Raw genomic sequence first — 17182 nt, 5'->3', positions numbered from 1 at the left:
GAAGGCCCGATGCAGTCTTACATCTCGATATTGCGAGAAGTGCACGATCCTCGCGACATCAATGCCCGTCACCCGATCGGAACTATACTTTTTCTGACTTTGGCGGCGACGCTGTGCGGAGCCAAGAGCAGCGCCGAAGTGGCCGACTTCGTGGAAGCTCGTGTGGAAGAGCTTTCCGCGATCGTCGATCTGCCGCATGGGGCACCGAGCCACGATACTTTCAGTCGCCTGCTCCGCCTGCTCGATCCGGACGAACTGGCGAAGGCGTTTACGGCCTTTATGACGGCGCTGCGGGCGGAGCTCGGGTTAGGGCCGGCACCGGGGGTTGTGGCAATCGACGGCAAAAGCCTACGGCGCGGCTACGAGAAGGGGCGGGCCTACCTGCCGCCATTGATGGTGAGCATCTGGGACACCCAGACACGAGTGGCCATGGCCCAAGCGCGTGCGCCCGGCGGAAACGAGGTGGCCGCAACCCTGCAATTGCTGGGCAGCCTTGTCCTCAAGGGCTGCACCGTGACGGCGGATGCACTGCATTGCCACCCGGCGATGGCACAGGCGGTATTGGACGCCAAGGCCGATTATGCTCTCGGTCTCAAGGCCAACAACGGTCCGCTTTACGCGGAGGCCGGGCGCGCCTTCGCGAAGGCGGGCGAGGCCGTTCCTGCGCTGGCCACCGAGGAGAAGGCTCACGGCCGGATCGAGCGGCGCCGTGCGAGCGTGGTGCCAGCTCCGGCCGCAGCCCGCGCCTTGCTGCCTGGCCTCAAGGCGTTTGGTCGCATCGAAGCGGAACGCACGCTGGCCAGCGGCAAGCGCGAAACCGCCACGCGCTATATTGCGCTCTCGCGCAAGCTCCCGCCGGAAACACTGGCCCAAGTCGTGCGTGCACATTGGAGCATCGAGAACCAGTTGCATTGGATTCTCGACGTCGTATTCGACGAGGATGCCGCGCGCACTCGCAAGGATCATGGACCGGAAAACCTTGCTGTGATCCGCCGCCTTGCTCAGAACATCTTGCGAATGCATCCCTCCAAAGCATCCATCAGCAGCAAAATGCGCCGCGCCATGTGGAGCAAAGACTTCTTCTTCGAACTCTTTACTCATATGCGATAGCCCTGCCCGCAAGGGGGGAGGGAACCCTTCCGCCGGGGCTTCCTTACGCGAGCAAAGCGGCCGGCTTCCTCCTCATGTCCGCCGATTCCAAAAACCCGAAAAACAACCCCATGCAAAGTAGCCCGCCGGTATTCCGCAACCGCAGCTTGACACGTCGGGCAACTCACCGGTATTCTTCCAAAATTCCGAAATCGTGCAGACGCTGCTCACCGGACGTGGGAGCGCCGCAGATCACCGGGGGGCCAGTGGTCGCGCATGGGTTAGGTCAGCCCTGCTGCCCATCTTTCCCCATTGCGGCGGCTTGCCATAATCGTCTAGAACGAGCCCACCAAGGCGCGCCCCGGCAACCAACCGTCAACGGTTTTGCCCGAGGATCTGGCGCTCAAAGGGTCTGGCAATGCTGATTCGCGGCCAAATTGATGGGATTTTGCGGGAGGTGGCCTCGGCTACCGCCACGATCCCGGCTGCAGCGCCCACCCTCCTGATTGGCGGCCTGCTTCTTACCTGCCCCTGAGGGCCGGCTGGGCATTTGCGCCTGGGCACTCAGGGGTTTGACGAGACACCAGACCCTGACATCGCCCCAAAGGGACCGACCCGAACGGGCGCAAAGCTTTAAAGGAATTTCTGACATGGCCACCCAGAACAAGTCCGATAAGGACCGCGTCATCATTTTCGACACCACCTTGCGCGACGGCGAGCAGTGCCCCGGCGCCACCATGACCTTCGAGGAGAAGCTGGAGGTCGCCGAGCTCCTGGACGACATGGGCGTCGACGTCATCGAGGCGGGCTTTCCGATCACCTCGGAAGGTGATTTCCAGGCGGTCAGCGAGATCGCCCGCCGCTCGAAGAACTCCGTGATCGCCGGCCTGTCGCGTGCCCACCCCGCCGACATCGACCGCTGCGCCGAAGCGGTGAAGTTTGCAAAACGCGGCCGCGTCCACACCGTGATCGCGACTTCGCCGCTGCACATGCGGGTGAAGTTGAACAAGACCCCCGAGGAGGTCATCGAGACCTCGGTCGCGATGGTCGCCCGCGCCCGCAACCAGATCGACGACGTCGAATGGTCGGCCGAGGACGGCACCCGCAGCGACATGGACTATCTGTGCCGGATCGTCGAGGCCGTTATCAAGGCCGGCGCCACCACGGTGAACATCCCCGACACCGTCGGCTACACCGTGCCGGAGGAATACACCCACTTCATGCGGACGCTGATCGAGCGGGTGCCGAACTCCGACAAGGCGATCTTCTCGGTGCATTGCCACAACGACCTCGGCATGGCGGTGGCCAACTCGCTGGCCGGCATCATGGGTGGCGCGCGCCAGGTCGAGTGCACCATCAACGGCATCGGCGAGCGCGCCGGCAACGCCGCGCTGGAAGAGATCGTGATGGCGATCAACGTGCGCAACGACAGGTTTCCGTACTGGAACAAGATCGACACCACGCAGCTGACCCGCGCCTCGAAGGTGGTGTCGGCCGCGACTTCGTTCCCGGTGCAGTACAACAAGGCGATCGTCGGCCGTAACGCCTTCGCCCATGAGAGCGGCATCCATCAGGACGGTGTGCTGAAGGACGCCTCGACCTACGAGATCATGCGGCCCGAGATGGTCGGCTTGAAGCAGTCGTCGCTGGTGCTTGGCAAGCATTCCGGCCGCCACGCCTTCATCCACAAGCTGGAGGAGATGGGCTACAAGCTCGGCGCCAACCAGCTGGAGGACGCGTTCACGCGGATGAAGGCGCTGGCCGACCGCAAGAAGGACATCTACGACGAGGACATCGAGGCGCTGGTCGACCAGGAGATGGCGGCCGCGCATGACCGCATCAAGCTGACCTCGCTGACCGTGATCGCCGGCACCCACGGCCCGCAGCGCGCCACCATGAAGCTCGACGTCGACGGCCAGATCCGGATCGAGGAGGCTGAGGGCAACGGCCCGGTCGACGCCGTCTTCAACTGCATCAAGCGCCTGGTGCCGCATGAGGCAAAGCTCGAACTGTATCAGGTGCACGCGGTGACCGAAGGCACCGACGCGCAGGCCGAAGTCTCGGTCCGCCTCGCCCATGAGGGCCGCTCGATGACCGCCCGCGCCGCCGATCCGGACACACTGGTCGCGTCCGCAAAGGCCTATCTCGGCGCCCTGAACAAGATCGTGATGAAGCGCCAGCGCGACGTCCCCGCGGCGGCCGCTGCGAGCTGACGATTGGCTGCATGGATGCGACAGCAAACGCGGCGCCTCGGCGCCGCGTTTTTCGTTTGAGCCGCCCAGCTAAGGGGCAATTTGAGACATGGCAGGGGGCTGAAGATTTGATACTATTCCGCGTATTCTATTATGTATTTTGGAGGAAACGATGCTTGTCAAATTCTTGCTTTGCACTGCCGTAGTCACGTTGTCGATGACCGGTATCGCCGCGGCCCAGCAGAATTTGCCTGCGGCAACCCAGCAAACCGCGACGATAAAGCGGACGCCGCTACAAAAGTTTGACGTGCCCGGCACAAACTATGAGACGATCATTGGAATAGCTGAAGTCGGGCCCAACGTGAATATCGGGCGCCACACGCATCCCGGTCCGGAGTCAGGCTTTCTGCTGGAAGGCGAGATGGTGCTCATGGTCGATGGTCAAGCAGACAAGACCTTGAAGTCGGGTGAGAGCTATCAAATTCCGCCAGGTGCCGTTCACGACGCCAAAACTGGTCCGATCGGCGCGAAAGTAATTGCTACTTATGTTGTCGAGAAGGGAAAGCCGATCGCTTCTCCAGCCCAGTAGTGATGTCTGCATCGGGTCGGTCCCGGCTTTCGCCGGGACGACGCGTGGAGAAACGGTGCTGCCATCTCCGTCACCCCGAGGAGCGCGGCACGCGCGTCTCGAAGGATGCACGGCCCGGATGCTTCAGCGCACCCATCCGCTTTCTTGCGGAGAGAGTCGGGCCGTCGCCCTTCGAGGCTCGCCGAAGAGGCTCGCACCTCCTGCGACAAAGGCGAAGCCTTTGCGCGGGGGTGACGGATTGATTTGCTCAGCTTGCTCAGTGTCATCACCCGCGCATGCGGGTGATCCAGTATTCCAGAGGCCGCAGTGCTTGAGCCGAGGGGCCGCGGCGTACTGGATCGCCCGGTCCATGTGCGCAATTGCGCACAGGCCGGGCGATGACAGCGATGGATGAGGATATAGCCTCACATCCTCTCAGGGTGACGGTCGGGAAGGTTCGGGTATACAAAGGCGCCTTGCGCCATGTCCACATCACCAGCACGCCGGGAAGGGTGGGCACCTCCGCGGTCGTTTTTTCGACGGTAGGCTGCCTCACTGACGTGAGCGGGCCGCGTTGGAATCTGCCGCGCATTTTCGCGGCAATATTGGAATGGCGTCCCACACGGCGCTCCGGCCGGCGTCGCAATTGGGATTTTTTGCGCTCCCGCCGGCGCTAACCTTACTGGCGTCCGTGCCCGAAGGACGCCATCGATGTCGCTTGCCTCCATTGTCTCTGACCCCCAGCGCAGCCCGACGGCTGCGGAGACCGCGCTGACGCGGCGCGTCGATCTCACTACGCTGCGTCTGTTCATCGCCGTCTGCGATGAGCAGAACCTGACCCGCGCCGCGCAGCGCGAGGGCATTGCGGCGTCCGCCGTGTCGAAGCGGATGAACGATTTCGAGCTCGCCTTCGGCGTCACGCTGTTCAAGCGTCTCGCCAAAGGCATGGCGCTGACGCCGGCCGGCGAGGCGCTCTTGCATCACGCCCGCGTCACGCTGCTCAATGTCGAGAAGATCGCGGTCGAGCTGTCGGAATATTCGCAAGGCGTGCGCGGCCATGTCCGCATGCTCGCCAACCTGTCGGCGATCGTGCAGTATCTGCCGGAGGATCTGTCCGCCTTCTTTGCCGCGCATGAGCTATTGCGCGTCGATTTACAGGAGCGGCCGAGCGGGCAGGTGGTGCGCGGCATCGAGGAGGGCGCGGCCGAGATCGGCATCTGCTCGGCCGAGGCCGACAGCCGCGGGCTCGAAGCTTTCCATTACCGCTACGACAATCTGGTCGTGGTGATGCGGCCGGACCATCCGCTGGCCGGCCGCGACAATTTGCTGTTCACCGAGACGCTCGATTTCGATCACATCGGTCTGCACACCGCGAGCTCGATCTATCTGCGCTCGCAATATGCGGCGACCCAGGCCGGCAAGACGATGCGGCTGCGCATCAACGTGCCCGGCTTCGATGCGGTCTGCCGCATGGTGCAGGCCGATATGGGCCTCGGCCTGATCCCCGACCGCGCCTTCGAGGTGGTCGGCGCCGGCATGGGGCTGTCGGCAATTCCCTTGCGCGACGATTGGGGCCGTCGCGAACTCAAGATCGTGGTTCGCGACGCCGCGCATCTGTCGGCGAGCAGCCGCCTGATGCTCGACCATCTCTGTGCGATCGAAACCGGGCGGGTGGGCAGGATTACGTCCTGATGCCGGTGGGGGGCGCGGGACGTTTCTCCTCGACGACAGGCCCTTCATGACCCTCGAACAGGATGCGCTGGGCCGCGCCTTCGAGATCGTCGTATTGCCCGCTCTTCAGCGTCCACATGAACGAGGCGAGGCCCGCCAGCCCCATTCCGATCGCAATCGGGACCAGAAAGAAGAAATCGATCATGGCACCAATCCCGGCGTCAGAGGCGGCGTGAGCCCGGCGCGAACCGCTGCGGGCGGTCGCCACCGGCGTTCGCCGAGGCGCAAAGCGTTGGCGATGACGACGAGCGACGATGCCGACATCGCAACCGCCGCCATCAGCGGCGTGACCTGGCCGAGAACCGCAATCGGAATTGCCACCACATTATAGGCGATCGCCAGGCCAAAATTCTGCCGGACCAGTCGCGCGGCCTGGCGCGCGATCGCGACGGCGCGCGGCACCGCATGCAGGTCTTCGCGCAGGAATACGAGATCGGCGGCGTTGCGGCCGATATCGGCGGCCGACGCCGGCGCCATCGAAACATCGGCGGCGATCAGCGCCGGGGCGTCGTTCAAGCCGTCGCCGACCATCAGCACCTTGGCGCCGGTCTGCCTCAGCGCGGCGACGCGCGCGACCTTGTCGGCAGGCCGCGCATTGGCGGTGAAGCGCACGCCGAGCCGCCCCGCGATGTCGCCGACGCGCGCCTCGCTGTCACCCGACAGGATCTCGATGCCGAGGCCCGCCGCCGTCAGCGCGGCGATCGCCTCCGGCGCGCCGCTGCGCAATTGATCGTCGAGCCGGAAGGCGGCGAGGCAGGCGCCGTTGACCGACAGCACGACGGCGGCATCCGGGGGCACGGAAAGGGGAGCGGCGGCCCAGTCCGGCCGTCCCAGCCGATAGATGGTCTCGCCCGACTGCGCTTCCAGGCCGGCGCCCGGAACTTCCGCCACGGCATCAAGCGCGACTGGTGTCTGCGCCTCACCGAGCGCGGCCAGCGCCTGCGAATAAGGATGCCGCGAATGCGCGGCGATCGCGGCCGCCAGCGCGCGCGCCTCAGTGCGGCTCTCGGCCACCAGGGTGAGACGCGGCCGGCCGGCCGTCAGCGTGCCGGTCTTGTCGAGGACCACGGCATCGACATTGGCGAGCCGCTCCAGCGCGCTGCCGTCCTTGATCATGATGCCGTGTTCGAACAGGCGCCCGGCGGCGACGACATGGACCATCGGCACGGCGAGCCCGAGCGCGCAGGGACAGGTGATGATGAGCACGGCGATCGCGATGGTGATGGCGCGGTGGGCATCCCCGGTGGCGATCATCCAGCCGACGAAGCTCAAGAGCGCGGTGGCGTGGACCACCGGCGCGTAGAGTCGCGCCGCGCGGTCGGCGACGCGGCGATAGGCCGAGCGGCCGGCTTCGGCCGCCTCCATCATCCGCACCATGTCGGCGAGGAAGGAGTTTTTGGCCGCCGCCGTTGCGACCACCGTGAGCGGAGCGGTGAGGTTGAGGGTTCCTGCCTGCAATGCTGTGCCCTCGATGGCCAATTGCGGCGCGCTCTCGCCCGACACCAGCGAGCGATCGAGCTCGGAGCGGCCCTTGACCACGCGGCAATCCACCGGCACGCGCTCCCCTGCCGCCAGCAGGATGGTCATGTCAGGTTCGATCTCATCGACCGGCAGGTAGATCTGCGTGCCGTCCGGCCGGGCCACCAGCGCGCCGCGCGCGGAGAGCCGCGCCAGCCCCGCGACCGCTTGCCGCGCCCGCGCCCGCATCACATGGTCGAGCGTGCGCCCGATCAAGAGGAAGAACAGCAGCGACACCGATGCGTCGAAATAAGCGTGCCGGCCGTGCTGGGTCGTTTCATAGAGACTGAGGCCGAAGGCCAGCAATACGCCGATCGAGATCGGCACATCCATGTTGGTGCGGCCATTACGCAGGCTGCGCCAGGCCGTGTGGAAGAACACCTGGCCGGAATAGGCCAGCGTCGGCAGCGCGATCGCCGCCGAGATCCAGTGAAACAGGTCGCGCGTCTGCGCCTCCGCGCCCGACCAGACCGACGCCGACAGCAGCATGATGTTGCTGGAGGCAAATCCGGCGACCGCGAGCGCCAGCAACAATCTTGTCAGCTCGGGATCGCTGCGGTCGGCGGCGGCATCGTGGAGATGGGCCTGGTAGCCGATCTGCTTCAACGCTGCGATCAGCGGCGGCGGGCGGTCGCCGCGCCATTGCACGGAAACACGCCGGGTCGACAAATTCGCGCGCGCGAAGGCGACGCCGTCGAGCCTGCCGAGCACGGCCTCGATGCGTTGCAGGCAGGCGCCGCAGTGAATGCCGGGCACCGAGAGGTCGGTCTGGCGCAGGCCGTCGCGCAGCGTCCGGCTGGCCAGCAGCAGTTCCTCGTTCGAGGTGCCGGCGTCGGCGAGACATTCGGCGCCGGGTGCGCAGCAACTCATCGATCGGCTCCCTTTCGCAGCCGGCGCCGGCGCTAGCCGGCGGGCGGCTGCATCGCGCGATAGGCGTGCCAGGTGGCATGTCCGAGCAGGGGGTAGATCACGATCAGCCCAAGCATGCCGGTCGCAAGGCTCACCAGGAACAGCCCCAGCACGATCACCGCCCAGATCAACAGCACGCGCAGATTGGCCCATACCAGCGCCATGCTGCTGGCCATCGCGGTCAGCGCGTCGGTGTCCTCGTCGAGCAGCATGGGAATCGAAAACGCGCTGATCGCGAACGAGAACGCCGCGAACAACCCGCCGACCGCGGTGCCGACCACCAGCATCGCCCAGCCGGTCTGCGTTGTGAACAGCATCGGCACGATCCGGCCGAGGCCGGGGAACGGCACCAGGCCGAAGAACAGCGCGTAGATGATGACGGCCGCGCGCATCCACACCATCATCAGCAGGCAGAGCAGCACGCCGGTAAACAGGATCTGGCCGCCCGAGCGCGGCCTGACGAGGAAGATGTCGATCCAGTGCAGCGGTTGACCGGCTTCGATGCGGCGGCTCTTTTCGTAGAGGCCGATGGCCAGGATCGGCCCGACCACCATGAAGCCGGCGAAGGCCGGAAACAGGATGTAGTCGCCGCCGAGCGCGATCAGGCCGCCGACAAAGAACGCGGACACGAGGAAGACGAGGGCGCCGTAGGCGATGCTCATCGCCGGCTGGGTCATGAAATCGCGCCAGCCCAGGGCGAGCCACTTCATGGGATCGTCGGTCGCAAGCGGCCGCGCCCAGCGGTTGGGGATCGGGAGCGGCGATACGACCGGAGGGATTACCGGCATAGGGTCAATCCGTTGCTGGGGAGTGAGGGACGGCCGGCGGCGCGCATGACGACACCGCGGCGCTGAACTGCCCGCGCGCCGCATCGCCCTGGCCGTGCTTGAGATGGGTCACGCAGGCAGGCTGCGACATGGCGGCGACGTAGATCAGGTGGGCGTTGGCCGCGACGAAGACCAGGACGACGGCGGCAGCGAACAGCATCCAGAGCAGGAGAAGGGCCCGTCTGCGTGGTTGTCTGCCGGTCATGGCGAGCTCGTTCATGGTGCCTCGGTCCGCTTGTCGAGCAGATAGAGCGTGAGGATCTTGCGGTCGAGCTCGGACAGGCGGCCTTCCCAGCTCGGCATGTGCCCCTGCCGGCCGCCCCACACCGTGGTGTCGATGGCGTCGAGACTGCCGCCGTAGATCCAGAACTTGTCGGTCAGATCGGGCGCGCCGAGTTCGACATTGCCCTTGGCGTTGTCGCCGTGGCACGACGCGCAATTGTCGGCGAAGATCTTCTTGCCGGCCGCGACCGCGGCGGGATCGAGGCTCTTCGCGCCAGGGTTCGACAGCGAATAGACGAAGGTTGCCGCTTTCAGCACGTCGCCGCGCGGCAGCATCGCGTCGCGGCCGAACGCCGGCATCTGCGACACATGGGTGTCCTTGTGCGCGGCGTTGATGCCGACGCGGATGGTATTGAAGACGTCGTCCGGCTTGCCGCCCCAGAGCCACGACGACGTCGTCAGGTTCGGGAAACCGGGGCCGCCCTTGGCATCGCGGCCATGACATGCCGCGCAATTGTCGCCGAACAGCGGGCGGCCGACTTCGCGCACGATCGCCATCATTTTCGGATCGGCCAGCAGCGCGGCATAGCTTTCGGTTTGGATTTTGCTGGTCCAGACGCTGCGATCGGTCGCCGCCTGCTTCAGCGATTGCGCCACGATGTTGCGCTGGTCGATGCCGAGCAGTCCCTTGGTGTAGGTCACCCCCAGCGGCCACGCCGGCATCAGGATCCAGTAGCCGACCGAGAACAGGAAGGCGATGATCAGGAAGAAATACACCGCGCGCGGCACCGGCGTGTTCAATTCCTTGATGCCGTTCCATTCATGACCGGTGGTCAGATAGCCGGTGTAGCTGTCGCGTTCCTCTACCGCCATGGCGTGTCCCTGTCGTCGAGGATGGACTGCGCGGCGCGATCGAACCGCTGCTTGTTGGACGGCCAGCAGGCATAGATCACGACCGCGATCGACAGCGCGATCAGGTAGAACAGGCCGAAGGATTTGGAGAAGCCGACGAGCACGTCGTGTTCGATGGTCATTGCACCGCTCCTGCCTGCGCCACCGGCTTGCGGGCCGCGTCGGTGAGGCGACCCAGCACCTGCAAATAGGCGACCACCGCATCCATTTCGGTGAGCCGCCCGGGCAGCCCGTCGAACGGGCGCACCGTGGTCGCCTTGCCGTAACGCTTGGCAACGCCCTCGGCTCGCGCCGAATCCGGATTGGCCTGGCCGTAGGCGTCGAGCGCGGCATTGGCGATCATGTCGTCGGTATAGGGCACGCCGACCGCGCGCTGCGCCTTGAGGTGCGCGGACAGATCGTCGGTGCGCAGATCGGTCGACAGCAGCCAGTCATAGGCCGGCATCACCGACACCGGCACCACGTCGCGCGGATTCACCAGATGGGCGACCTGCCACTGGTCGGAGTATTTTTCGCCGATCCGCGCCAGGTCGGGGCCGGTGCGCTTGGAGCCCCACAGCATCGGGTGGTCGTATTTGGATTCGACCGCCAGCGAGTAGGGGCCGTAGCGGTCGACCTCGTCGCGCAACGTCCGGATCATCTGCGAATGGCAGGCATAGCAGCCCTCGCGGATGTAGATGTTGCGGCCGGCGAGCTCGAGCGGCGTGTAGAGCCGCATGTCCGGGGCGTCCTCGACGGTGCGGTGGATGGTGAACAGCGGCGCGATCTCGACCAGCCCGCCGATGCTGGCGACCAGCACGATCCCGAGCACGAGACCGATCGCCTTGCTTTCCAGCCGGTAATGAAATCCGAAGATCGACATGACGGTCTACTCCCCCGGCTGCGCGGCGAGCCTTGGCTCGGGCACCCTTGGCTCGGGCAGGTCACCGGCCCGCGCCGCCTCGCGGGGCTCCCTGATCGTCATCCAGATGTTGTAGGCGCCGATGCAGCCGCCGATCAGGAACAGCAGTCCGCCGAAGGCGCGGGCGATGTAATAGGGCCGCATCGCGATCAGGGAATCGACGAAGGAATAGGCCAGCGTCCCGCTATCGCTGTAGGTCCGCCACATCAGTCCCTGGATGATGCCGGAATTCCACATCGCAAAGACGTAGATCACGGTGCCCGACAGCGCGAGCCAGAAATGCGCTTCGATCAGCCGCGCCGAGTACAGGCCGGTGCGCTTCCAGAGCCAGGGGACGATGGCGTAAATCGAGCCGAAGGTGATCATCGCGACCCAGCCCAGCGCGCCGGCATGCACGTGCCCGACGGTCCAGTCGGTGTAGTGCGACAGCGAATTGACGGATCGGATCGCCATGAACGATCCCTCGAAGGTGCTTAAGCCATAGAACACCGCCGCGACCATCATGAAGCGCAAGGTCGCGTCGTCGCGAACCTTGTGCCAGGCGCCGTTGAGGGTCAGCAGGGCGTTGCCCGCGGATGCCCAGGACGGTATCAGCAGCATCAGCGAGAACGTCATGCCGAGCGTCTGCACCCATTGCGGCAACGCGGTGTAGTGCAGGTGATGCGATCCCGCCCACATGTAGAAGAAGGTGATGCCCCAGAACGAGATGATCGACAGCCGGTAGGAGAAGATCGGCCGGCCCGACACCACCGGCAGGAAGTAATACATCATGCCGAGGAAGCCGGCGGTGAGGAAGAACGCCACCGCATTGTGGCCGTACCACCATTGGGTCATGGCGTCCTGGACGCCGGAAAACGCGGAATAGCTCTTGGCGTGGCCGAGCGAGACCGGGATCGCGAGGTTGTTGACGATGTGCAGGATGGCCACGACCAGGATGAAGGCCATGTAGTACCAGTTGGCGACGTAGATGTGCGGCTCCTTGCGCCGCGCCAGGGTCCGCAGATAGATCAGGAAATACACCACCCAGACGACGACCAGCCAGAGGTCCGCGTACCATTCCGGCTCGGCATATTCCTTCGACTGGGTGATGCCCAGCATGTAGCCGGTGACGGCGAGCAGGCAGAACAGATTGTAGCCGATCAGCACGAACCAGGGACTGAGCTGGTCGGGCAGCCGTGCGCGCGAGGTTCGCTGCAGGACGTAGAGCGAGGTCGCGATCAGGGCGTTGCCGCCGAAGCCGAAGATGACGGCGGTGGTGTGGACCGGGCGGATCCGGCCGAAGCTCGACCAGCCGCCGCCGAAGGTCAGGTCCGGATAGACCAGTTGCCACGCCACCCAGTCGCCGAACGCAAGCCCGACCACGACCCATGCCATCGCCAGAACGATGCCCGCCTTGCTGGGATCGTCATAGTAATGGGTGAACCGTTCGGCCGACGGCTCAGGGGCGTAGTAATCCTTGCCGATGCGAAAGATGATGAGGACGCAGAATAAAAGGATCAGCGCACCGTGAATGCCGATCGGATCGTCCCGGCCGGCCACGCCAAGCAGAAATCCGAAGCTCGCGACCATGAGGCAAATCAGAATGGCGGTCTGCCGTTCGTTCCGGGTGAGTTGGGCGATCATGGCAGCCTGCGAGCGGTCAGGAATGGACGCATTTGCCTTCACTCCACGCGGTAAGACGCCTGCCCAGGCTGGCCAGGCGCAAGTCCTTCATTCAGCGATTTGAGGGAGTGCTTCGTTGACCTAGATCAAGGCGGCGACTTTCGTGCACACCGCGGATTGCCCGGCGATGCAGATCGGGCGCAACCTGCGCTTCTCAGATCGAATTCCGTCCGGCGGCGCGGACGCCGCTCGGCGAGTCGCCGAAGCGCGCCCGGAACAGGCGGTTGAAATGCGAAACGTCCGAGAAGCCGACCTCAAGCGCGATGTCGGAGATTCGCTGCGGACCGGACTTGAACTCGGACAGCAGCTTGAATGCTTGTTGAAGACGCAACTCGTTGACATGCCCGGTGAATGAGGATCCCGATGACGCCATCAGGCGCTGCAGGTAACGCGGCGAGATGCCCTGGCCGCGGGCCGCAGCCTGAACGCTGAGCCCCGGGTCCTGAAAGTGTGCGGCGATGTAGGCGAGCACGGCGCTGTGACGCGCGGCCACCACTGCGCTGGCACCGCTCTCGCCCAGGGGAGCATACTCGCCGATCGAGAGCGCCACGAGATCATGGATGTGAGCCACGACCGTGCCGCGCAGGTTGGGTGCGGCCAGCGCTCGCTGCTTGAACACCGACCTCAGATACGCCATCAGGAGTCGAAACGCTTCAGTCCTGCGCGAAATGGGCCGCATCGCGAGGCCTTCGACGTCGGTCACGCGCTGCGCAAGCGCGTCGCGCGGCACGGCTAGCCCGAGCAGCAAGCCGTCGACATAGGTAACAATGGCGGGCTCCGAATGCAGGATTGCGATTGCGTCGCCGCCGCGAAGCTCGACGTCCTGGCCGCGCTGCGCGAGCTGACTTCTGCTGCGGGAGCAGACGATGAATCCGATCGAATCGTCGCCATCGGTGATGTTCGGCCGCAAGCGCTTGAAGCGCATCGCGGAGCCTTTCAGTGCGAGCGTGCGCAGGCCCTGGATCGCCTGCAGCCTTGCTTCGGCCTGAAACGGTGCGCTCGATAACGGCTCGATATCGGCGTGAACGATCCCTCGCACAAAGCTCTCGCGCCATAGCGGGAGTCGCATTGGTCCCGGAAGCTCGCGCGTCGAGAATCGATGCGATACGAGATCGGCTGCGTTCGTAGACATCGGGGACCTCCCGCCTTGACAGGACAACGGGATGAACGCTTGCGACTGCTGTCTGGTATCCGCATTTGCAATTCGCGCACCGCCTCCCTCGCAATGTGCGCATGAGTCCAAGAAGCTACGCCTTTCGCCTGATAGTCTCAATGATCTGTGATCGTGCGGTGTGAGCTGGTTCACGTAGCCGGTCTGAAAATTCAGGCATACTGACTGTGCAAGTCGTGCCAAAAATCTCCTTTAAGAGGAGATGGTCGTGATGGCTCTATTTGTAATTGCTGCTTTGGAGGTCAATTTCGGCATCCCTTGCAGAATGCGAGCGCAAATGCAGCTTCACGACGCCGTTCGCGACTGATCGAACTCAACGATCTGCGGGCGGACTGTTCTGCACAACTTGGCTGGCCCCTGACACCGATTTCGTGTCGCATGGCCGCCACATCGTCATTTGAGAACTGCGGACACGCATTACTCCCGGCTCTGCTGCCGGGTGAAATCAGCAATTCTTGTCAGGTGCGACGTCAATGGTGATGATCAAGTGTGAGGGTTCGATCATGCCCACCATTTTGGACATACTGTACCGTGAGTTCTGCCGTGCTCGCCTCGCCGAAATGCGCAAGGCGCTTCTGATCCCGGTTGACAGCGACGACATCCTGCAAGCGCCTCGGGAGGACGGCGATCCTTGCGACGCCGGCGATCAGGCGAACGATTGGGCGACGAAAGAACTGCCAATCACCGGATAGGTGGGAACGTAACCGCATCCTCTTGGTCGGCGACCCGCGCGGCACGCAACTGCCGGCGCACCCAGACGCGTCATCGAAGCGCGCCTGATGAAGGCGTGCGGGCATACGGACAGGTCGACAGATGCATGATCGAACGCACGGCCCGCAGCGATTGCTCCGCGAAGCCCCGCCGGAGTTCGAAGGGGCTGGCCGCGACCTGCGCCTCGATGTCTGTCGCGGCATCGCGCTGTGGTGGATATTTCTCGATCATGTTCCCAACAACATCGGAAGCTGGCTGACGCCCCGCAACTACGGCTTCTGCGATGCCGCCGAAATATTCATGCTGATCTCGGGCGTGACCTGCGCGCTGGCTTACGGCAGGGCGCGCCAGCGCGAGGGCTGGAGGGGCATGATCGGACGATCGCTGCGGCGCGGATGGGACATCTATGCCGCGTTCCTGCTGCTCACGCTCGCTTGCGCCGTTCTCGTCTACTTCTCGGGCAGCGATGATCTTGCCGACGACAGCAACACGCGGATTCTGTTCGAGCAGCCAGGCGCGACGTTTGCGCATGCTGCGATGCTGCAATATCGCCCCGTCAACACCGACATCTTGCCGGTCTTCGTGCTCGGTCACGTGTTGTTCGCACCGCTGCTCTGGCTGCTGCTGCGGGCGCCGAACGCGACGCTTGGCGGGTCGCTGCTGCTCTATGCGCTCGTGCACCTGTTCGGCTGGAGCGTTCCAGCCTGGCCGAGCGGCACCTGGTACTTCAATCCGCTGGCCTGGCAACTGCTGTTCGTGATCGGCGCGTGGTGGGTCGTCGCGGGCGACAGAGTCCGGCCGTGGCTGACCTCGCGCGCGGCGCTTGTTCTCGCGGTTCTCTATCTGGCTCTCAGTCTGGTCCTTGCATTGAGCTGGGGCATCAAGTCCGTGGTCCCGCACGCGTTGACGGACCTGCTTTTCCCGCTGGACAAATCGAATCTCAGTCCGTTGCGGCTGCTGCATTTTCTGGCTCTCGCAATTGTCGCGCTACGGCTGGTCCCGCGGGATTGGCGAGGGCTGTCGACGCCGGTGCTTCGCTGGGCGAAGAGCTGCGGCGCGAACTCACTGCCGATCTACTGTCTCGGCGTTCTGCTGGCGCTCGCCAGCCACCTGACGCTGCTCGACATCTCGGACCGGCTCGCGATGCAGATCGCGCTGAGCCTTGCCGGAATCCTGGTGATGATCCTCGTCGCGATGCTGCTTGGCGCAATTGGCGGCAATCGTGAGCGAGGGTCCCGGCGGACGGAGTCGACCGAGAAGGTCAAACCGGCGTCTCCTGGCAGCGGCGACCGCGAAGGCGTCAACTCGGACAGGGTCGACCCGCGACTTCCCACAGCGCCGTGCCTTTGATGTGCGTGCGCCGATCGAGATCAATCCGGATGTTGTCTGCCTTCACACGGCAACCGCCGCGAGCGTTCGCGTTCCGCGAATTGGTCATTTCCGCACCCGTCATTGACCTCGCCGCCACGACCGGGCACAGCGGGGTGTCATCGAACGGTCGCAACGGCCGACGCAGATACCGTCGCGATGTATTGTGCGTCGCAGCAACGCGGCAAATCAGACCCTGCTAAAGGGGCAATGGCATTCGCCGCCGCTTCTCTGTAATGGTGCGGCCGGCATACAAAGTTTCGGGGCCGGCGGTTCGCGCTCCGCAATTACGCGGGAGGAAAGATGCGTAAGATCATTCTGGCTGCGGCTTCGATCGCAGCCTTGACTTTTGTGGGACCGGCCTCGGCCCAGTCGCCGATCGTGATCAAGTTCAGCCACGTGGTGGCCACCAACACGCCGAAGGGACAGGCGGCCGAAAAGTTCAAGGAACTTGCCGAGAAATACACCGCAGGCAAGGTCAAGGTCGAAGTCTACCCGAACTCGCAGCTGTACAAGGACAAGGAAGAGCTCGAGGCGCTGCAGCTTGGCGCCGTGCAGATGCTGGCGCCGTCGAACTCGAAGTTCGGCCCGATCGGCGTGAAGGAATTCGAGGTCTTCGATCTGCCCTATATTCTCCCCGACCTCAAGACGCTGCGCAAGGTTACCGACGGCCCGCTCGGCGCCAAGCTGCTCAAGCTCCTCGACGCCAAGGGCATGACCGGTCTTGCCTACTGGGACAACGGCTTCAAGCAGATGAGCGCGAACAAGAAGCTGGTCGCACCCTCCGACTACAAGGGCCTCAAGTTCCGCATCCAGTCGTCGAAGGTGCTGGAAGCCCAGTTCCGCTCGCTGGGTTCGATCCCGCAGGTGATGGCGTTCTCGGAAGTCTACCAGGCGCTGCAGACCGGCGTCGTTGACGGCCAGGAGAACACCTGGTCGAACATCTACACCCAGAAGATGCACGAGGTGCAGAAGTACATCACCGAGACCAACCACGGCTATATCGGCTACGTCGTGGTCGTGAACAAGAAGTTCTGGGACGGGCTGCCGGCCGACGTCCGCGAGCAGCTGAACAAGGCCATGAAGGAGGCCACCGACTATGGCAACGGCCAGTCGGCAAAGGAGAACGAGGACGCGCTCGCCGAGATCAAGAAGAGCGGCAAGAGCGAGATCGTCAAGCTGACGCCGGAGCAGGACGAGGCGATGCGCAAGTCGATGATGCCGGTCTACAAGGACGTTGCATCACGCGTCGGTCAGCCCTTGATCGACGAGTTCCTGAAGGAAACGGGCCGCGGCCCGATGAACTGAGCGGACGGCAGAAACCGTAATAGGGATGGCCAGCGGCCCGCAGGGCCGCTGGATGGGACACGGTGCGGCGCTCCGTCCGGCCGTGAGGGGGAG

At 64.4% G+C, this 17182-nt stretch carries 16 protein-coding genes; 7 read left to right on the top strand and 9 right to left on the bottom strand.

The window, feature by feature from the left end; genetic code table 11:
- The first annotated feature begins 9 nt into the window (after positions 1-9).
- The 4 genes from XH93_RS30425 (at position 10) to XH93_RS30410 (ending at position 5541) form a co-directional block, all read left to right on the top strand.
- On the top strand, positions 10-1110 hold the full coding sequence (locus tag XH93_RS30425; RefSeq protein WP_139480423.1) for an ISAs1 family transposase: 1101 nt from the start codon (positions 10-12) through the stop codon (positions 1108-1110).
- 629 nt (positions 1111-1739) lie between these two features.
- Positions 1740-3302: a 2-isopropylmalate synthase gene (locus XH93_RS30420; RefSeq protein WP_194470289.1), complete on the top strand. Its 1563-nt coding sequence runs from the start codon at positions 1740-1742 to the stop codon at positions 3300-3302.
- A 151-nt stretch (positions 3303-3453) separates the two neighbouring features.
- Positions 3454-3870 (top strand): cupin domain-containing protein, encoded by a 417-nt coding sequence (locus XH93_RS30415; RefSeq protein ID WP_139863048.1) that lies wholly within the window; start codon positions 3454-3456, stop codon positions 3868-3870.
- A 690-nt stretch (positions 3871-4560) separates the two neighbouring features.
- Entirely contained in the window at positions 4561-5541 is a 981-nt protein-coding gene (locus tag XH93_RS30410) for a LysR substrate-binding domain-containing protein (RefSeq protein ID WP_194470288.1), read from the top strand.
- Here XH93_RS30410 and ccoS read toward each other — a convergent pair.
- The 9 genes from ccoS to XH93_RS30365 form a co-directional block, all read right to left on the bottom strand.
- Positions 5531-5725: a cbb3-type cytochrome oxidase assembly protein CcoS gene (ccoS, locus tag XH93_RS30405; RefSeq protein ID WP_139863050.1), complete on the bottom strand. Its 195-nt coding sequence runs from the start codon at positions 5723-5725 to the stop codon at positions 5531-5533. The genes XH93_RS30410 and ccoS overlap by 11 nt on opposite strands.
- Positions 5722-7968 (bottom strand): heavy metal translocating P-type ATPase, encoded by a 2247-nt coding sequence (locus XH93_RS30400; RefSeq protein ID WP_194470287.1) that lies wholly within the window; start codon positions 7966-7968, stop codon positions 5722-5724. The genes ccoS and XH93_RS30400 overlap by 4 nt, the downstream gene beginning before the upstream one ends.
- Before the next feature lie 32 nt (positions 7969-8000).
- Positions 8001-8795: a DUF2189 domain-containing protein gene (locus XH93_RS30395; protein WP_194470286.1), complete on the bottom strand. Its 795-nt coding sequence runs from the start codon at positions 8793-8795 to the stop codon at positions 8001-8003.
- Positions 8796-8799: 4 nt separating this feature from the next.
- Positions 8800-9054: a hypothetical protein gene (locus tag XH93_RS30390; protein WP_246799337.1), complete on the bottom strand. Its 255-nt coding sequence runs from the start codon at positions 9052-9054 to the stop codon at positions 8800-8802.
- Positions 9051-9929, bottom strand: coding sequence for a cytochrome-c oxidase, cbb3-type subunit III (gene ccoP, locus XH93_RS30385; protein WP_194470285.1), 879 nt, complete (start codon positions 9927-9929; stop codon positions 9051-9053). Before ccoP ends, XH93_RS30390 begins: the two co-directional genes overlap by 4 nt.
- Positions 9920-10090, bottom strand: coding sequence for a cbb3-type cytochrome c oxidase subunit 3 (locus XH93_RS30380; protein ID WP_139863054.1), 171 nt, complete (start codon positions 10088-10090; stop codon positions 9920-9922). Before XH93_RS30380 ends, ccoP begins: the two co-directional genes overlap by 10 nt.
- Positions 10087-10830, bottom strand: a complete 744-nt coding sequence (gene ccoO, locus XH93_RS30375) for a cytochrome-c oxidase, cbb3-type subunit II (RefSeq protein ID WP_194470284.1) — start codon at positions 10828-10830, stop codon at positions 10087-10089. The genes XH93_RS30380 and ccoO overlap by 4 nt, the downstream gene beginning before the upstream one ends.
- Positions 10831-10836: 6 nt before the next feature.
- Positions 10837-12492: a cytochrome-c oxidase, cbb3-type subunit I gene (gene ccoN, locus XH93_RS30370; RefSeq protein ID WP_194470283.1), complete on the bottom strand. Its 1656-nt coding sequence runs from the start codon at positions 12490-12492 to the stop codon at positions 10837-10839.
- A 193-nt stretch (positions 12493-12685) separates the two neighbouring features.
- Positions 12686-13837 carry an AraC family transcriptional regulator gene (locus tag XH93_RS30365; RefSeq protein WP_246799336.1) on the bottom strand — a complete coding sequence of 384 codons (1152 nt, stop codon included), beginning with the start codon at positions 13835-13837 and terminating at the stop codon, positions 12686-12688.
- Positions 13838-14175: 338 nt separating this feature from the next.
- Between XH93_RS30365 and XH93_RS30360 the strand changes: the two genes are divergently transcribed.
- The 3 genes from XH93_RS30360 (at position 14176) to XH93_RS30350 (ending at position 17089) form a co-directional block, all read left to right on the top strand.
- On the top strand, positions 14176-14394 hold the full coding sequence (locus XH93_RS30360; RefSeq protein ID WP_139485553.1) for a hypothetical protein: 219 nt from the start codon (positions 14176-14178) through the stop codon (positions 14392-14394).
- Positions 14395-14515: 121 nt separating this feature from the next.
- A complete protein-coding gene (locus XH93_RS30355; RefSeq protein WP_194470282.1) occupies positions 14516-15763 on the top strand; it encodes an OpgC family protein in 1248 nt (415 codons plus the stop codon).
- Between the two features lie 321 nt (positions 15764-16084).
- Positions 16085-17089, top strand: a complete 1005-nt coding sequence (locus XH93_RS30350) for a TRAP transporter substrate-binding protein (RefSeq protein ID WP_194470281.1) — start codon at positions 16085-16087, stop codon at positions 17087-17089.
- Positions 17090-17182: the final 93 nt, after the last annotated feature.

It is taken from the genome of Bradyrhizobium sp. CCBAU 51753, from assembly GCF_015291565.1.
In the GTDB taxonomy this organism is placed as follows: Bacteria; Pseudomonadota; Alphaproteobacteria; order Rhizobiales; family Xanthobacteraceae; genus Bradyrhizobium; species Bradyrhizobium ivorense.
Note: the sequence above shows the minus strand (reverse complement) of the source record. Positions and strands in the feature narration are given on the sequence as shown.